This is a genomic window from Sphingomonas sp. 22R3R2A-7 (assembly GCF_036856055.1).
In the GTDB taxonomy this organism is placed as follows: Bacteria; Pseudomonadota; Alphaproteobacteria; order Sphingomonadales; family Sphingomonadaceae; genus Sphingomonas.
This window is the reverse complement of sequence record NZ_JASPFR010000001.1, coordinates 2,006,395-2,020,821: the sequence shown is the minus strand read 5'-3', so window position 1 is coordinate 2,020,821 and position 14,427 is coordinate 2,006,395. Positions and strand designations below refer to the sequence as shown.

General features: G+C 66.5%; 8 protein-coding genes and 1 pseudogene. 6 read left to right on the top strand and 3 right to left on the bottom strand.

From position 1 onward, the window contains the following. Positions 1-99: 99 nt before the first annotated feature. Positions 100-1,370, bottom strand: a pseudogene (purD, locus tag QP165_RS09555) (phosphoribosylamine--glycine ligase). Between purD and xseA the strand changes: the two are divergent. From xseA to QP165_RS09530, 5 genes are all read left to right on the top strand, one after another. Further along, positions 1,369-2,832: an exodeoxyribonuclease VII large subunit gene (gene xseA / locus QP165_RS09550; RefSeq protein ID WP_443019277.1), complete on the top strand. Its 1,464-nt coding sequence runs from the start codon at positions 1,369-1,371 to the stop codon at positions 2,830-2,832. The pseudogene purD and the gene xseA sit on opposite strands and share 2 nt — an antisense overlap. 17 nt (positions 2,833-2,849) lie before the next feature. After that, positions 2,850-3,050: a DUF2093 domain-containing protein gene (locus QP165_RS09545; protein WP_056017641.1), complete on the top strand. Its 201-nt coding sequence runs from the start codon at positions 2,850-2,852 to the stop codon at positions 3,048-3,050. Further along, positions 3,047-3,970, top strand: coding sequence for a M23 family metallopeptidase (locus QP165_RS09540; protein ID WP_333995409.1), 924 nt, complete (start codon positions 3,047-3,049; stop codon positions 3,968-3,970). The genes QP165_RS09545 and QP165_RS09540 overlap by 4 nt, the downstream gene beginning before the upstream one ends. Before the next feature lie 273 nt (positions 3,971-4,243). Then, positions 4,244-4,585 carry a carboxypeptidase-like regulatory domain-containing protein gene (locus QP165_RS09535; RefSeq protein ID WP_333995407.1) on the top strand — a complete coding sequence of 114 codons (342 nt, stop codon included), beginning with the start codon at positions 4,244-4,246 and terminating at the stop codon, positions 4,583-4,585. Beyond that, entirely contained in the window at positions 4,510-7,389 is a 2,880-nt protein-coding gene (locus QP165_RS09530; protein ID WP_333995405.1) for a TonB-dependent receptor plug domain-containing protein, read from the top strand. The genes QP165_RS09535 and QP165_RS09530 overlap by 76 nt, the downstream gene beginning before the upstream one ends. Before the next feature lie 430 nt (positions 7,390-7,819). On the opposite strand, the gene QP165_RS09525 is transcribed toward QP165_RS09530, so the two are convergent. Further along, complete coding sequence (locus QP165_RS09525) at positions 7,820-8,341, bottom strand: hypothetical protein (protein WP_333995403.1); 522 nt, start codon at positions 8,339-8,341, stop codon at positions 7,820-7,822. Between the two features lie 275 nt (positions 8,342-8,616). On the opposite strand from QP165_RS09525, the gene QP165_RS09520 reads away from it, so the two are divergent. Beyond that, positions 8,617-11,697: a TonB-dependent receptor plug domain-containing protein gene (locus QP165_RS09520; RefSeq protein ID WP_333995401.1), complete on the top strand. Its 3,081-nt coding sequence runs from the start codon at positions 8,617-8,619 to the stop codon at positions 11,695-11,697. Between the two features lie 135 nt (positions 11,698-11,832). Here QP165_RS09520 and clpB read toward each other — a convergent pair whose 3' ends face one another. Then, positions 11,833-14,412, bottom strand: coding sequence for an ATP-dependent chaperone ClpB (gene clpB / locus QP165_RS09515; protein WP_333995399.1), 2,580 nt, complete (start codon positions 14,410-14,412; stop codon positions 11,833-11,835). Positions 14,413-14,427: the final 15 nt, after the last annotated feature.

Below are 14,427 nucleotides of genomic sequence, written 5' to 3'. Positions count from 1 at the left end.
ACTTATTGCGCGGTTCTCGGCGCTATCGCTGGTGGTGCGGTTGGGGATGCGCCCCACCCCCAACCCCTCCCCTGAAGGGGAGGGGCTTTTTGCTTCGGGTTACCTCGTAAGTTCGCGCCAGCCTATGTCGCGGCGGTAGAAGCCTTCGGGGAAATCGATCGCCCCGACCGCGCGGTAGGCGTTGGCTTGCGCCGCGGCGAGGTCGTCGCCGGTGGCGGTGACCGCGAGGACGCGGCCGCCGGCGGCGACGAGGCCGCCATCCTCGAGGCGCGTGCCGGCGTGGAAGACGGTGCCCCCCGCCGCGCGCGCCGAATCGAGGCCGACGATCGCGCCGCCGGCTTTTGGCGTGCCGGGATAGCCCTGCGCCGCCATCACGACGGTCAGCGCGGTGGCGTCGCTGAAGCGCGCGGGCGGGAGGTCGGCGAGCCGGCCTTCTGCCACCGCGAGCATCGTCGCGATCAGGTCGCCCTCGAACCGCATCATCAGCACCTGAGTCTCGGGATCGCCGAAGCGCGCGTTGTATTCGATCAGCTTGGGGCCCTGCGCGGTGAGCATGAGGCCGGCATAGAGGACGCCGCTGAACGGGATCCCGTCCGCCGCCATCGCCGCGACGGTGGGGGCGACGATCTCGTCGAGCGCGCGCTGTTCGAGGTCGGCGGTGAGGACGGGGGCGGGGCTGTACGCGCCCATGCCGCCGGTGTTGGGGCCGGTATCGCCCTCGCCGACGCGCTTGTGATCCTGCGCGGAGCCGAACGGCATCAGCGTGGTGCCGTCGGTGAGGACGAAGAGGCTGGCTTCCTCGCCCTCGAGGAATTCCTCGATCACCGCTTCGGCCTCGCCGTCCGCGAACAGCGCGTCGAGCGCGGCATCGGCCTCGGCGCGGGTGAAGGCGATGACGACGCCCTTGCCCGCGGCGAGCCCGTCGGCCTTGATGACCACGGGGAGCGAGAAGGTGCGGGTGAGCGCGATATCGGCGTCGGCGCGGGTCGACACGCGGACATAGCCCGCGGTCGGGATGCCTGCGCGCGCGCACAGATCCTTGGTGAAGCCCTTCGACCCTTCGAGCTGGGCTGCGGCCTTCGACGGACCGAAGACGGGGATGGCGGCGGCGCGCAGGGTATCGGCGAGGCCGTCGACGAGCGGCGCCTCGGGGCCGATCACGACGAGGCCGATCGCTTTGTCGCGGACGAACGCGACGACGGACGCGTGATCCGTCGCATCGAGACGCACGAGCGTCGCAAGGCTCGCGATGCCGGGGTTGCCCGGCGCGGCATAGAGCGTATCGAGGCCTGGAGAAAAGCTGGCCGATTGCACCAGCTTCCACGCGAGCGCATGTTCGCGGCCCCCGAGCCCAACAGCAGGACGTTCATGCCCGATCCCTTTTCCGATGACGTCGTGTCCAGCGACATGCTGGCGAGCGATATGGGGCGGCTGGTAGCCGAGCCGGTCGCCGGCGACAACGCACTCGCCATGTCGGTCGGCGAACTCGCGTTCAAGCTGAAGCGGATGGTCGAGGGCGAATTCGGCCATGTCCGCCTGCGCGGCGAGATTTCGGGATGGAAGCGCGTCGCGTCGGGGCATTGCTACATGGCGCTGAAGGACGATCAGGCGGTGATCGACGGCGTGATCTGGAAAGGGAGCGCGGCGCGGCTCGCCTTCGTCCCGCAGGACGGCGTCGAGGTGATCGCGACGGGCAAGCTGACGACCTATCCCGGGCGGTCGAAATACCAGATCGTGATCGACCGGATGGAGCTGGCGGGTGCGGGCGCGCTGATGGCGCTGCTCGAGAAACTGAAGGCGAAGCTGGCGGGCGAGGGGCTGTTCGACGCCGCCGCCAAGAAGCCGCTGCCGTTCATGCCGCAGGTGATCGGCGTGGTCACGTCGGGAACGGGCGCGGTGATCCGCGACATCCTCCACCGGCTCGAGGATCGCTGTCCGACGCATGTCGTCGTCTGGCCGGTCAAGGTGCAGGGCGAGGGATCGGCGGCGGAGATCGCCGCGGCGGTGCGCGGGTTCGATGCGATCGCGCCCGGCGGCCCGGTGCCGCGCCCCGACCTGGTGATCGTCGCGCGCGGCGGCGGGTCGGTCGAGGATCTCTGGTCGTTCAACGAGGAGGTCGTCGTCCGCGCGGTCGCCGCCTGCTCGATCCCGATCATCTCCGCGGTGGGCCATGAGACCGACACGACGCTGTGCGACTATGCCGCCGACCTGCGCGCGCCGACGCCGACCGCGGCGGCCGAGATCGCGGTGCCGGTGCTCGCCGACCTCAGGCTGACGATCGACAGCCACCGCAACCGGACCGAGCGGTGCGCGCGGCGCTATGTCGAGCGCGGGCGCGAGCAGCTCGCGGCGCTCGCGCGGCATCTGCCCAAGCGCGACCAGCTGCTCGGGCCGCAGCGGCAGCGCGCGGACGATTTCGGGCAGCGGCTCGACCGCGGGCTCGAACGCCGGCTGACGATCGCGCGCGGGAGCCTCGACCGGTCGGGGGCGGCGCTGCGCCCGGCGACGCTCGAGCGCAAGCTCGAGGGCGCGCGCGCGCGGCTCGACGCGACGTGGCGGCTGGTCCAGTCGCTCAACCCCGATGCGATCCTCGACCGCGGCTATGCGCGGGTGACCGCGCGCGACGGCGGTGCGACGCTGTCGTCGGCGGGGGCCACGCGCGCGGCGGGGGCGCTCGCGCTGCACTTCCGCGACGGCGTGGTCGAGGCGCTGGTCGACGACGGCAGCGCGTCGCCCCGCGCGCCCGCGCCGGCCAGACCCGCCGACGCGCCGCGCGCCAGACCTGCGGCGGTGCGCCCGCCTGCACAGCCGACGCTGTTTAACGACCTGTAAGAGAAGGAAGTCCGATCATGCTGATGTCCAACACCGACCGCGTCGCGCGGCTGCATTATATGGCCAACGGGTTCCGCGTGCTGAACCCGGGCGACCATGTCGTGTGCGCGGTCACCGGCCACCGGATCGCGCTCGAGGACCTGCGCTACTGGAGCGTCACGGGGCAGGAGGCCTATGCCACCGCCGCCGCCGCGACCGAGGCGATGGCGCCGCGATGAGCGGAGCGGCGGGGCGCGCGGGGCGGGCGGCGATGCTGGCGATGCTGCTGGCGACGCCGCCGGTCTTCGCGCAGCTGCCGCCATCCAGACTGCCGCCGGAGGCCGGCATCGCGGAGGCGCCCGCCGAGGCGCAGGGTAGGGCGCAGGATGCGGCGTTCCGGTGGACGGGGACGCTGAGCCAGGGCGGGATGATCGTCGGGACCGCGCCGCGCGGGACGCGCACGCTGACGCTCGATTCGCGCCCCGTCGCGGTCGCGACCGACGGCCGGTTCGTGGTCGGGTTCGACCGCGATGCGCCGCCCGAGGCCGTGCTGGTCGCGACGCTGGCGGATGCGCGCGGCGACGGGGGAAAAGTCCGCCAGCCGCTCGCGATCGCGCCGCGCGCGTGGACCATCTCGCGGCTGTCGAGCCTGCCCAAATATCCCGTCCCCGAGGCGCTGTTCACGCGGCTGCGCCCGCCCGAGCTCGCACAGATCGTCGCGGCACGCGCGCGCGATTCGGTGTCCGACGGATGGCGGCAGGCGTTCGCATGGCCGGTCACCGGGCGGATCTCGACGCTGTTCGGGTCGCAGCGCATCTATGCCAATGGCGAGGCGGGGTCCTATCATTCGGGCGTCGACGTCGCGCGCGAGACGGGCGCGGTGGTCGTCGCACCCGCGGACGGCGTCGTGATCCTCGCGGCCGACCACCCGTTCACGCTCGAGGGCAACCTGCTGATGATCGACCACGGCATGGGGCTCAACAGCGCGTTCCTCCACCTGTCGCGGATCGACGTGCGCGTCGGCGACACGGTGCGGCGCGGCCAGCCCGTCGGCGCGGTCGGCAGGACCGGCCGCGCGACCGGGCCGCATCTCCACTGGAGCCTGCGCTGGCGTGACGCGAAACTCGATCCGCTGCTCGCCGCTGGTGCGATGCGTTAGGCCGAAAGCCTAATTATTGTGCGTCGCGGCAGGGATTTGCCTCAAAAACAGGCGTGCGTCGGGTGCACTGCACCATTCTTGTGTCATTTTCGCTACAGCAATGCGGGAAAGCTGTATCGGAGATGAATGCTCGCTTTACAGCGTTCGAGCACCGCTTCATCCCATGTCACATGTCTCTTGGGCGCCGCACGACGTGTGCGGTGGAGGGGCGAAAAGACACCGGCTGCGGACCGTCACAACGGCTGCAAGGGTCAAACGAGGGATGGACCAATCGTGATCAGGACTTCGAATTTCGTACGCAAGGCACTGCGCGGCGGAAGCGCGCTGCAGGCGCTTGCGCTGATGGGGGCCGGCGTGGCCGCGCTGTCCGTCGTGGCACCGGCATCGGCGCAGGATTACAGCCAGGTCAATGCGACCGGCCGCATCCAGGGCACCGACGGCAAGCCGATCGCCGGCGCGACGGTGACGATCACGTCGAACGCGCAGGGTACGAGCCGGACCGTGACGACGGGGGCGACGGCACGTTCCGTGCACAGGCGTTGCAGCAGGGCACATATACCTTCACTATCGCAGCCGACGGCTATGACAGCTTCACCGACAGCAACGTTGCTCTGACGCAGGCGGGTGCCGCAAACCAGTTCACGCTGGCTCCGGTCGGCGCCGCTGCCGGTGGTGATATCGTCGTTACGGCTGGTCGTACGCAGGTCGTCGATTTCGATCGCAATACGACGGGTACCGTCATCGACCTCGGCGAGCTCGCGACGCGCGTTCCTGTCGCGCGCGACATCAGCTCGGTCATCCGGTTGTCGCCCGGCACCACCCAGGGCGATGCCGCATTCGGCAACCTCGCCAACATTTCGGGTGCGTCGGTCGCGGAGAACGCCTTCTTCCTGAACGGTCTGAACATCACCAATTTCCGTACCGGTCTTGGTTCGGTCGCGGTGCCGTTCGATTTCTACCAGACCGTCGAAATCAAGAACGGTGGATTGACTGCCGAGTATGGCCGTCTGACGGGCGGTCTGGTCAATGCGACGACCAAATCGGGAACGAATACCTTCCACGGCAGCCTGACCTTCAACTGGGAGCCGGATGATCTGCGCGACGACAATCCCAGCACGCTGACACAGGACAACGACGCGCGGTTCATCGATCGGCATGACACGATCGCCCAGCTGTCCGGTCCGATCATCAAGGACCATCTGTTCTTCTACGGTATCTACCAGTCCCGTGATGTTACATCGAAGCAGGGTACGACCGCGCTTCGTGCCGGGCTGCCGCCGATCTCGACCAACATCCTCGGCACGCAATTCCTCGTCGACCGCACCTCCAGCCCGTTCTGGGGCGGCAAGATCGATGCGGTCATCGTCGACGGTCAGCGCCTCGAAGCAACGGTATTCGACACGCGGAGCGTGACCACGCGCAACGTCTATGGGACGGCGGCATCGGGCCTTCGCTATGATCCGGTCTCGAACGCACCCGGCAACTACGCAGCCTCGACGGTATTTCGCACCGGTGGCATAAACTATGTCGGTCGCTACACCGGCACGTTTGCGCCGTGGATCACCGTGTCTGCCGCCTATGGTCAGAACAAGGATCGCGACACGACCGAAGGCACGTCCAACCTGCCTGCGGTCACCGACAGCCGTGGTGGTGCCAGCTCGGCCATCGGCAACCCGACGGGCCAGGTTTCGTTGAATTCCGACAAGCGTGAATTCTATCGCGGCGACGTCGATCTGTTCTTCAACATTCTGGGATCGCATCACATTCGTGGTGGCTACGATCGTGAAAACCTGACGACGGACATCGTCACCCAGTCGACGGGCAATGGTGCCATCACGCTGCTTACGGGTTCGGCGAACAACCAATATGGCATCCTGAGCGGGGATTACGCCCAGATCCGCCTGTTCCGTAACGGGGGAACCTTCAAATCGAAAAACGAAGCGTTCTACATTCAGGACAACTGGTCGCTGTTCAACAATCGCCTGAACTTCAACCTCGGGATCCGTAACGACCGGTTCGTCAACAAGAATATCGAAGGCGTCAGCTACTTCTCGTCGGGGAGCCAGTGGGGTCCGCGCCTTGGCGCGAGCTTCGACCCGATCGGTGATGGCCAGACGAAGGTCTACGGATCGTTCAGCCGCTATTTCTTCCCCGTGGCTGCAAGCACCAACAACCGTCTCGGTGGTGCAGAACTCGATCAGAATTCCTTCTACCGGTTCTCGGGTCTGGACGCGAACAACGTGCCTATCCTCGGTGCGCAGATCGTACCGACCGGTGGCGTTGCCTGCATCGAGGGCGGCGGGACCTGCGCAATCACCAGCGATGGGACCGCGGGGAGCACGGCCAGCCTGATCTCCACTAATCTCAAGCCGCAGGCGCTCGACGAATATATCGTCGGGTTCGAGCGTCGGCTTGGTCAGCGGTTGCGTTTCAACGTGTACGGCACGTACCGCTCGCTTAACAATTCGCTCGAGGATGCAGGCGTCAATGGCGCGGTCATCCGCTATTGCCAGCAGAACAACATCGCGGGTTGCGCTACTGCGTACAACGAGCTTGGCAACATCCAGTATGTGCTGCTCAATCCTGGCAGCAGCGCGACGTTCGAGCTTGATCGACTGGTTGGCAACGAGACGACGGCACGGACAGTAACGTTGACGCCCGAGCAGCTCGACCTCAAGCGCGCCAAGCGTGACTATCGGTCGATGACGTTCCAGCTGAACCGCGAATTCGACGGTGTCTGGTCGGCGGAAATCTCGTACACGTTCTCGAAGCTCGTCGGGAACACCGAGGGCGGCGTCCGGTCGGATGCGACCGGACAGTCGGATACGGGCGCGACGGTCGACTTCGATTTCCCGGGTCTCGGCGACGGCACCTACGGATATTTGCCGAACGACGTGCGGCATAACCTGAAGGCCTTCGGTTCCTATCAGGTCAATGATTGGCTCAACCTTGGCGCCAATCTTTCGATCCAGTCGGAAAAGAAGTTCGGGTGCATCGGCACGGTGCCGCCAAGCCGCGATCTCGGCGCATCGACCTATGGTGCTCAGGGGACATATTGTAACCTGAACGCGGACGGTACGGTCCGTACCATTCCTGGAACACCAGCAGTCGGCACCGTGGGCCAGCCGGGCTTCATCCCTGCCGAAGTTCTGCCTGCACGTCAGATCGTGCAGCGTGGTACGGGCGAGCGCGGCGATTGGGTCGGCATCCTGAACCTGGATGCCGCTATCAAGATCCCGACCGATATCTTCGATGCGACGCTTCGCTTCTCGGTGTTCAACGTATTGAACACGTCGGCGATCACCGATCTTGAAGAGCGCGGCACTGATGTTACCGGGGCTCCGCGCCGCGATTATGGCACGATCACGGGTTACCAGGCACCGCGTTCGGTACGTATCCAGCTGGGCGTTGGTTTCTAACCAGCTGCTCGAAACACGAGACGGGGGATCAGCGCAAGCTGGTCCCCTTTTTGTTCACCCCCGACCGGCACGGCCTTGCCGTCACGTTCGTCGACCGTAACGGTCGCACCGACTTTACTTCGCCGCGCAGGATCACATCGTCGAGCCGGTTGGAGACTTGCGCCAGACGTGCGACCGGCGATCTCGCTCACGTGTGGCTCGGCCGCCGACATGTCGTCGTCTTCCCCTCTATCGACGAGATCCCGGCTGCCGAGGCTGCGTGTCAGGCGAACCAGCATCTCGGAGCGACCGACGTATCGGCCGGCCATGGCTGTACGTTCGAGGATGATTTGCCGCTATGAGGGATTCGACGTCGCTTATCTGCGGCGCCTGGGCAATCGTCAGCCGCCTGCTCGCGGCGAAGCGTCTATCGCGCCATAAGCAGGCGGCCTCAGTTGAGGCGTTTGGCCTTGACGGAGGGCAGGCCGGCGACGCTCAGCCTGAAGCTGCCGAGCGCGGCGCGTTTGATCAGGACCTTGTCGTTGGCGCGGGGGCGTCGGGCGATCACGGTGTCGTCGGTCTGGATCCAGCGCGCGCCGTCCGCGAGCACGAAGCTCCAGCGGCCGAAATCGTCGACCGACGCGCTCGCGAGAATCGCCTCGATCTGCGGCAGATCCTCGCCGTTGCCGAACAGCCCGGTATCAGGGAGCGCGATCCCGAACAGCGTCCGCCGCGTTTCGCGGACCTGCTGCTGGTCGACGACGACGATCGTGCGGCGCGTCTCGGCGGTGTCGAGCGCGGCGACGGACTCGTCGAAACAGGCGAGCCGCGCGGCGGGCTCGGTAATCGCGCGGCACCGCGTCACCGCGACCAGCAGCGGCGCGCGAGCGGCACCCGCCTTGCGCGCCGCATAGGCCGGCGACACCGGTGAGGCGATCACGCTGCACAGCGCCAGGACCGTCAATTTCCGCATCGTCGAACCCGCCCTTTTACCGGTGGCAGGCGATAGGGCGGGGTGTCGCGCACGACAAGCGGTTCGCGCGATCGCAGGCCAAAAAGAGACCATTCCGGCATGTTGTAATTTTGTGACAATGAATCGGTAATGCGACGACCCGTTACTTCTGTGCAATTTTCTTTTGGACAATGCTGCTGCCACTTGCGAGATCGCCGCCGGTCGCGCGCTGAAGTGCGCATAAGTAACTCGCGTCAGTCATCCAGGGATCGACGGCGCGGAAGGGGATTAAATACATGCGAAACCTCATGTTTCGAGATTGCCTGCTTGCATCGACGATGATCGCGGGCGTTGTGATGGCGCTTCCGGCCGCTGCCCAGACCGCACCGGCGCCCGCACCGGCGCCCGCGCCGCAGGGCACGACGAGCGACGATGGCGCCGCGGCGACGACGCCTGCAGTGTCGAACACGCCGAGCGAGGATCCTGCCGCAGCGGGTACCGCCGAGAGCAGCGACATCGTCGTCACGGGCTCGCGCATCTCGAACCCCAATTTGACGTCGGCGAGCCCGATCACGGTCGTGAACGCCGCCGACATCAAGCTGCGCGGCGCGACGCGTATCGAGGACGTGCTCAACAGCCTGCCGGCGTCGTTCGCGACGCAGACCTCGTCGGTGTCGAACGGTTCGACCGGGACCGCGACGATCAACCTGCGCAACCTGGGTGAATCGCGCACGCTGGTGCTGATCAACGGCCGCCGCCTGATGCCGGGCAACCCCTCGTCGAGCAGCACCGCGAGTGCGGCCGCCGACGTCAACATGATCCCCGCCTCGCTGATCAAGCGCGTCGACGTGCTGACCGGCGGCGCCGGTTCGGTCTATGGGTCGGACGCGATCGCGGGCGTCGTCAACTTCGTGCTCGACACCGATTACGAAGGCTTCAGCGTCGACGTGTCGGGCGGCATCAACAACCACAACAACCGCAGCGAGCGCTTCCAGGCGCTGTCGGCGGCGAGCGGCTATCCCGCGCCGAGCGGCCAGGCATTCGACGGCACGCAGTTCGACATCAACTTCAAGGTGGGTGCGAGCACCAGCGACGGCCGCGGGCATGTCGTGGGCTATGGCGGCTATCGCAAGATCGGCGCGATCCTTCAGGGGTCGCGCGACTACAGCTCGTGCGGTCTGAACGCGCCACGGGGCAATGTCGGCAACGATTATGTCTGCGGCGGATCGGCCACCGCGTTCCCCGCGAACTTCTCGCTCGGCGATGCGGTCGAGGGTGGGCCGCCGACCGGCTACACGCTGAACGCTGCGGGCGAACTGATCCCCGGCACGACGCTGTATAACGCCAACCCGCTGAACTATTATCAGCGTCCGGACACGCGCTACACCGCGGGCTTCCTCGCAAAGTATGAAGTCAGCGACGCGTTCAAGCCCTATGCCGACTTCATGTTCATGGACGATCGCTCGGTCGCGCAGATCGCGCCGTCGGGTGATTTCAACAACACGTCGGTGCTGAACTGCAACAACCCGCTGCTGTCGGCGGCGCAGGTCTCGACCTTCTGCCGCGCGTCCAACCTGGTGACCGACGCCACTGGTGCGGTGATCGACCTGACCAACCCTGACGGGTCGCCGTATCAGCAGGCGAACGTCCGGATCGGTCGTCGCAACGTCGAGGGCGGCGGGCGTCAGGCGGATCTCCGCCACACCCAGTATCGCTTCGTCGCAGGCGCGACCGGCGACATCGACAAGGGCATTTCGTACGAGGCTTATGGCCAGTTCGGCAGCACCGTGTTCAACCAGGTGTATCGCAACGAATTCTCGATCGCCCGCACGACGCGCGCGCTCGACGCGATCATCGACACGCGTCCCGGCTTGGCAACGACCGGTCAGGCGGTCTGCCGCTCGGTCGTCGACGGCACCGATCCCAACTGCGTCCCGCTCAACATCTTCGGCGCGGCGGCGATCACGCCGGAAGCCCTGAACTATGTCCAGACCCCGGGCTTCCAGTCGGGCGAGAACAAGGAAACGGTCGTCAACGCGTCGTTCACCTTCAAGGGCGCCGAATATGGCGTGCAGTCGCCGTTCGCGAGCGAGGGCATCGCGCTGAACGTCGGTGGTGAGTACCGCAAGGAATCGCTGAGCCTCGAAGTCGACAACGCGTTCCTGAGCGGCGATCTCGCCGGCCAGGGCGGTGCGACGCTGCCGATCCGCGGCAGCTACAACGTCAAGGAAGTGTTCGGCGAAATCCAGCTTCCGCTGGTCAGCGACCGTCCGTTCTTCAACGAGCTGACGGTGAATGGCGGCTATCGCTATTCGAGCTACAGCACCGCGGGTTCGGCGCATTCGTACAAGGGTGAGCTGGTCTGGGCGCCGGTCTCCGACGTCCGCTTCCGTGGCGGCTACAACCGCGCGGTCCGCGCACCGAACACGCAGGAACTGTTCGCCCAGCAGTCGGTCCAGCTCGACGGTGCGACCGATCCCTGCGCCGGTGCCGCCGTCAACGGGCTGGTCAACGGCAACACCGCGGCACAGTGCGCGCTCACCGGCGTTCCTGCGAACCGCTTCGGCCTGATCGCCGCCAACCCGTCGGAGCAGTATAACGGCCTGCTCGGCGGCAACCCGAACCTGCGTCCCGAAAAGGCCGACACGTTCACCGCGGGCGTGATCCTGCGTCCGTCGTTCCTGCCGGGCTTCAACCTGTCGGTCGACGGCTTCCGCATCAAGCTGAAGGACCGGATCGGCGTCATCGGCGCCGACACGATCATCGCGCAGTGCCTCCAGACCGCCGAGCAGCAGTTCTGCGATGCGATCAACCGCGATGCCAACGGTACGCTGTGGCAGGGTAACGCCGGCTTCATCGTCGATACCAACGTCAATGCGGGTACGCTGACGACGCAGGGTATCGAGACGTCGGCGGGCTATACCTACCGGTCGGACAGCATCGGCACGATCGGGCTGTCGTTCAACGGCACCTATGTCGACAAGTTCACGTCGGACAAGGTCGGCGCGAAGTTCGATTGCGCGGGTCTTTATGGCGCGCAGTGCGGTTATCCGATGTCGAAGTGGCGTCACCAGGCGCGTCTGTCGCTCACCACGCTCAGCGGCATCGGCCTGTCGGGCAACTGGCGTCACCTGTCGGCGACCAAGTTCGAGCGCACCAGCAGCGATCTCGGATCTGGCCGGGCCGTTCTTCGTCAACGACGCGCGTGTGAAGGCGCAGGACTATTTCGACCTCGCCGCCACGATCCGCGTTGCGGACAAGGTGACCTATCGTCTCGGCGTCAACAACGTGCTCGACAAGACGCCGCCGATCCTGAGCGCGACGGCATCGCCGATCGGCTCGTTCGGCAACGGCAACACCTATCCGGGCATCTATGACGCGATCGGTCGCTACCTGTTCGTCGGCCTGACGATCGACATGTAAGCGATCCTTCGGGAGCAAAAAAGGGGCGGCGGATCATCGATCCGTCGCCCCTTTTTTGTCGACCCGGGACCGCGGGGTCAGGCGCGGGGTCAGGCGACGTGCAGCACGAGCTTGCCGTCGCCTTCGTCGACCTTGACCGTGGTGCCGTCCTTGACCTCGCCGCGCAGGATCATGTCGGCGAGCGGGTCCTGGAGGTAGCGCTGCACCGCGCGCTTCAGCGGCCGTGCGCCGTAGACGGGGTCGTAGCCGACGCGGCCGAGCCACGCGCGCGCGGCATCGGTCAGGTCGAGCACGATCTTGCGATCCGCGAGCAGCTTGTCGACGCGCGACACCTGGATGTCGACGATCGGCGCCATGTGCGCCTGCCCCAGACGGTGGAACAGGATCACTTCGTCCAGCCGGTTGAGGAATTCCGGGCGGAAGTGCGACCGGACGATCTCCATCACCTGCGGTTCGACCGACGATACGTCGTCGCCCTCGGCCATGTTCGCGAGATACTGGCTGCCGAGATTGCTCGTCAGGATGATCAGCGTGTTGCTGAAATCCACCGTGCGGCCCTGGCCGTCGGTCAGGCGGCCGTCGTCGAGCACCTGGAGCAGCACGTTGAACACGTCGCCATGCGCCTTCTCGACCTCGTCGAACAGGATGACCTGATAGGGACGCCGGCGGACCGCCTCGGTCAGCACGCCGCCCTCCTCATAGCCGACATAGCCGGGAGGCGCGCCGATCAGCCGCGCGACCGCGTGCTTCTCCATGAACTCGCTCATGTCGATGCGGACCATCGCCGAGGGATCGTCGAACAGGAATTCGGCGAGCGCCTTGGTCAGCTCGGTCTTGCCGACGCCGGTTGGCCCGAGGAACAGGAAGCTGCCCAAGGGCCGGTTCGGATCCTGAAGCCCCGCGCGCGCGCGGCGGACCGCGGTCGAGACGGCCTTGACCGCATGCGCCTGGCCGATGACGCGCTTGCCGATCGTCGCCTCCATCGCGAGCAATTTGTCGCGCTCGCCCTGAAGCATCCGCTCGACCGGGATGCCCGTCCAGCGGCTGACGACGCCGGCGATGTCGTCGGCAGTGACTTCCTCGCGCAGCATCGCGCCCTTGCTCGCGCCCGCCGCCTCGTCGAGCTGGCGTTGCAGACCGGGGATCGTGCCGTAGGAGAGCTCGCCCGCTTTCGCGAGATCGCCCGAGCGCTGCGCCTGCTCGAGTTCGAGGCGCGCGGCGTCGAGCTGTTCCTTGAGCCGGGCCTCGGCGTTGATCTTGTCCTTCTCGCCCTTCCAGCGCGTCGTCAGCTCGGCGGACTGTTCCTCGAGATTGACGAGGTCGCCCTCGAGCGTGTCGAGCCGGTCGACCGACGCCTCGTCGGTCTCGCGCTTCAATGCCTCGCGCTCGATCTTCAATTGGATGATGCGGCGGTCGAGATTTTCGATCGCCTCGGGCTTGGACTCGACCTCCATGCGGATCCGGCTTGCGGCCTCGTCCATCAGGTCGATCGCCTTGTCGGGTAGGAAGCGGTCGGTGATGTAGCGGTTCGACAGCGTCGAGGCGGCGACGATCGCGCCGTCGGTGATGCGGACGCCGTGGTGGAGCTCGTATTTCTCCTTGAGGCCGCGGAGGATCGAGATCGTGTCCTCGACGGTGGGTTCGCCGACCATGACGGGCTGGAACCGCCGCTGCAACGCGGGATCCTTCTCGACATATTTGCGATATTCGTCGAGCGTGGTCGCGCCGACGCAGTGGAGCTCGCCGCGCGCCAAGGCTGGTTTCAGCAGGTTGCCTGCGTCCATCGCGCCTTCGGATTTGCCCGCGCCGATCAGCTGGTGCATCTCGTCGATGAACAGGATGATGTCGCCCTCGGCGGCCTTCACCTCGTCGAGCACGCCCTTGAGCCGTTCCTCGAACTCGCCGCGATATTTCGCGCCGGCGATGAGCGAGCCCATGTCGAGCGACATGAGGCGGCGGTCCTTGAGCGTATCGGGGACGTCGCCGTTCGCGATGCGCAGCGCGAGGCCCTCGGCGATCGCGGTCTTGCCGACGCCGGGTTCGCCGATCAGCGCGGGGTTGTTCTTGGTGCGGCGCGCGAGGATCTGGATCGTGCGGCGGATCTCCTCGTCGCGGCCGATCACGGGGTCGAGCTTGCCGTCGCGTGCCGCCTGGGTGAGGTCGCGCGCGAATTTCTTGAGCGCGTCATAGCGGTCCTCGGCGCCCGCGGTGTCCGCGGTGCGGCCCTGGCGGACGGTGTTGATCGCGGTGTTGAGCCCCTCGGGGGTGACGCCCGCGGTCTTGAGCGCCTTGCCCGCGGCGGTGTTGAGCGAGAGCGCGAGCGCGACGAGCAGGCGTTCGACGGTGACGAAGCTGTCGCCCGCCTTGGTCGCGATCTGTTCGGCCTGGTCGAGCACGCGGACCGCGTCATTGTCGATGCCCGGCGTGGTCTGCGCGCCCGAGCCCGACACGGCGGGGATCTTCGCGAGCGCGAGATCGGTCTCGGACGTCGCGCGCTTCGCGTCGCCGCCCGCCGCCGCGATCAGCCCCGCGGCCATGCCCTGTTCGTCCTCGAGCAACGCCTTCAGCAGATGCTCGGGCGCGATCCGCTGATGGTTCATGCGGATCGCGACGGTCTGCGCGGATTGCAGAAAGCCTTTCGCGCGGTCGGTGAATTTGTCGATGTTCATGACGCATTCCTGTGG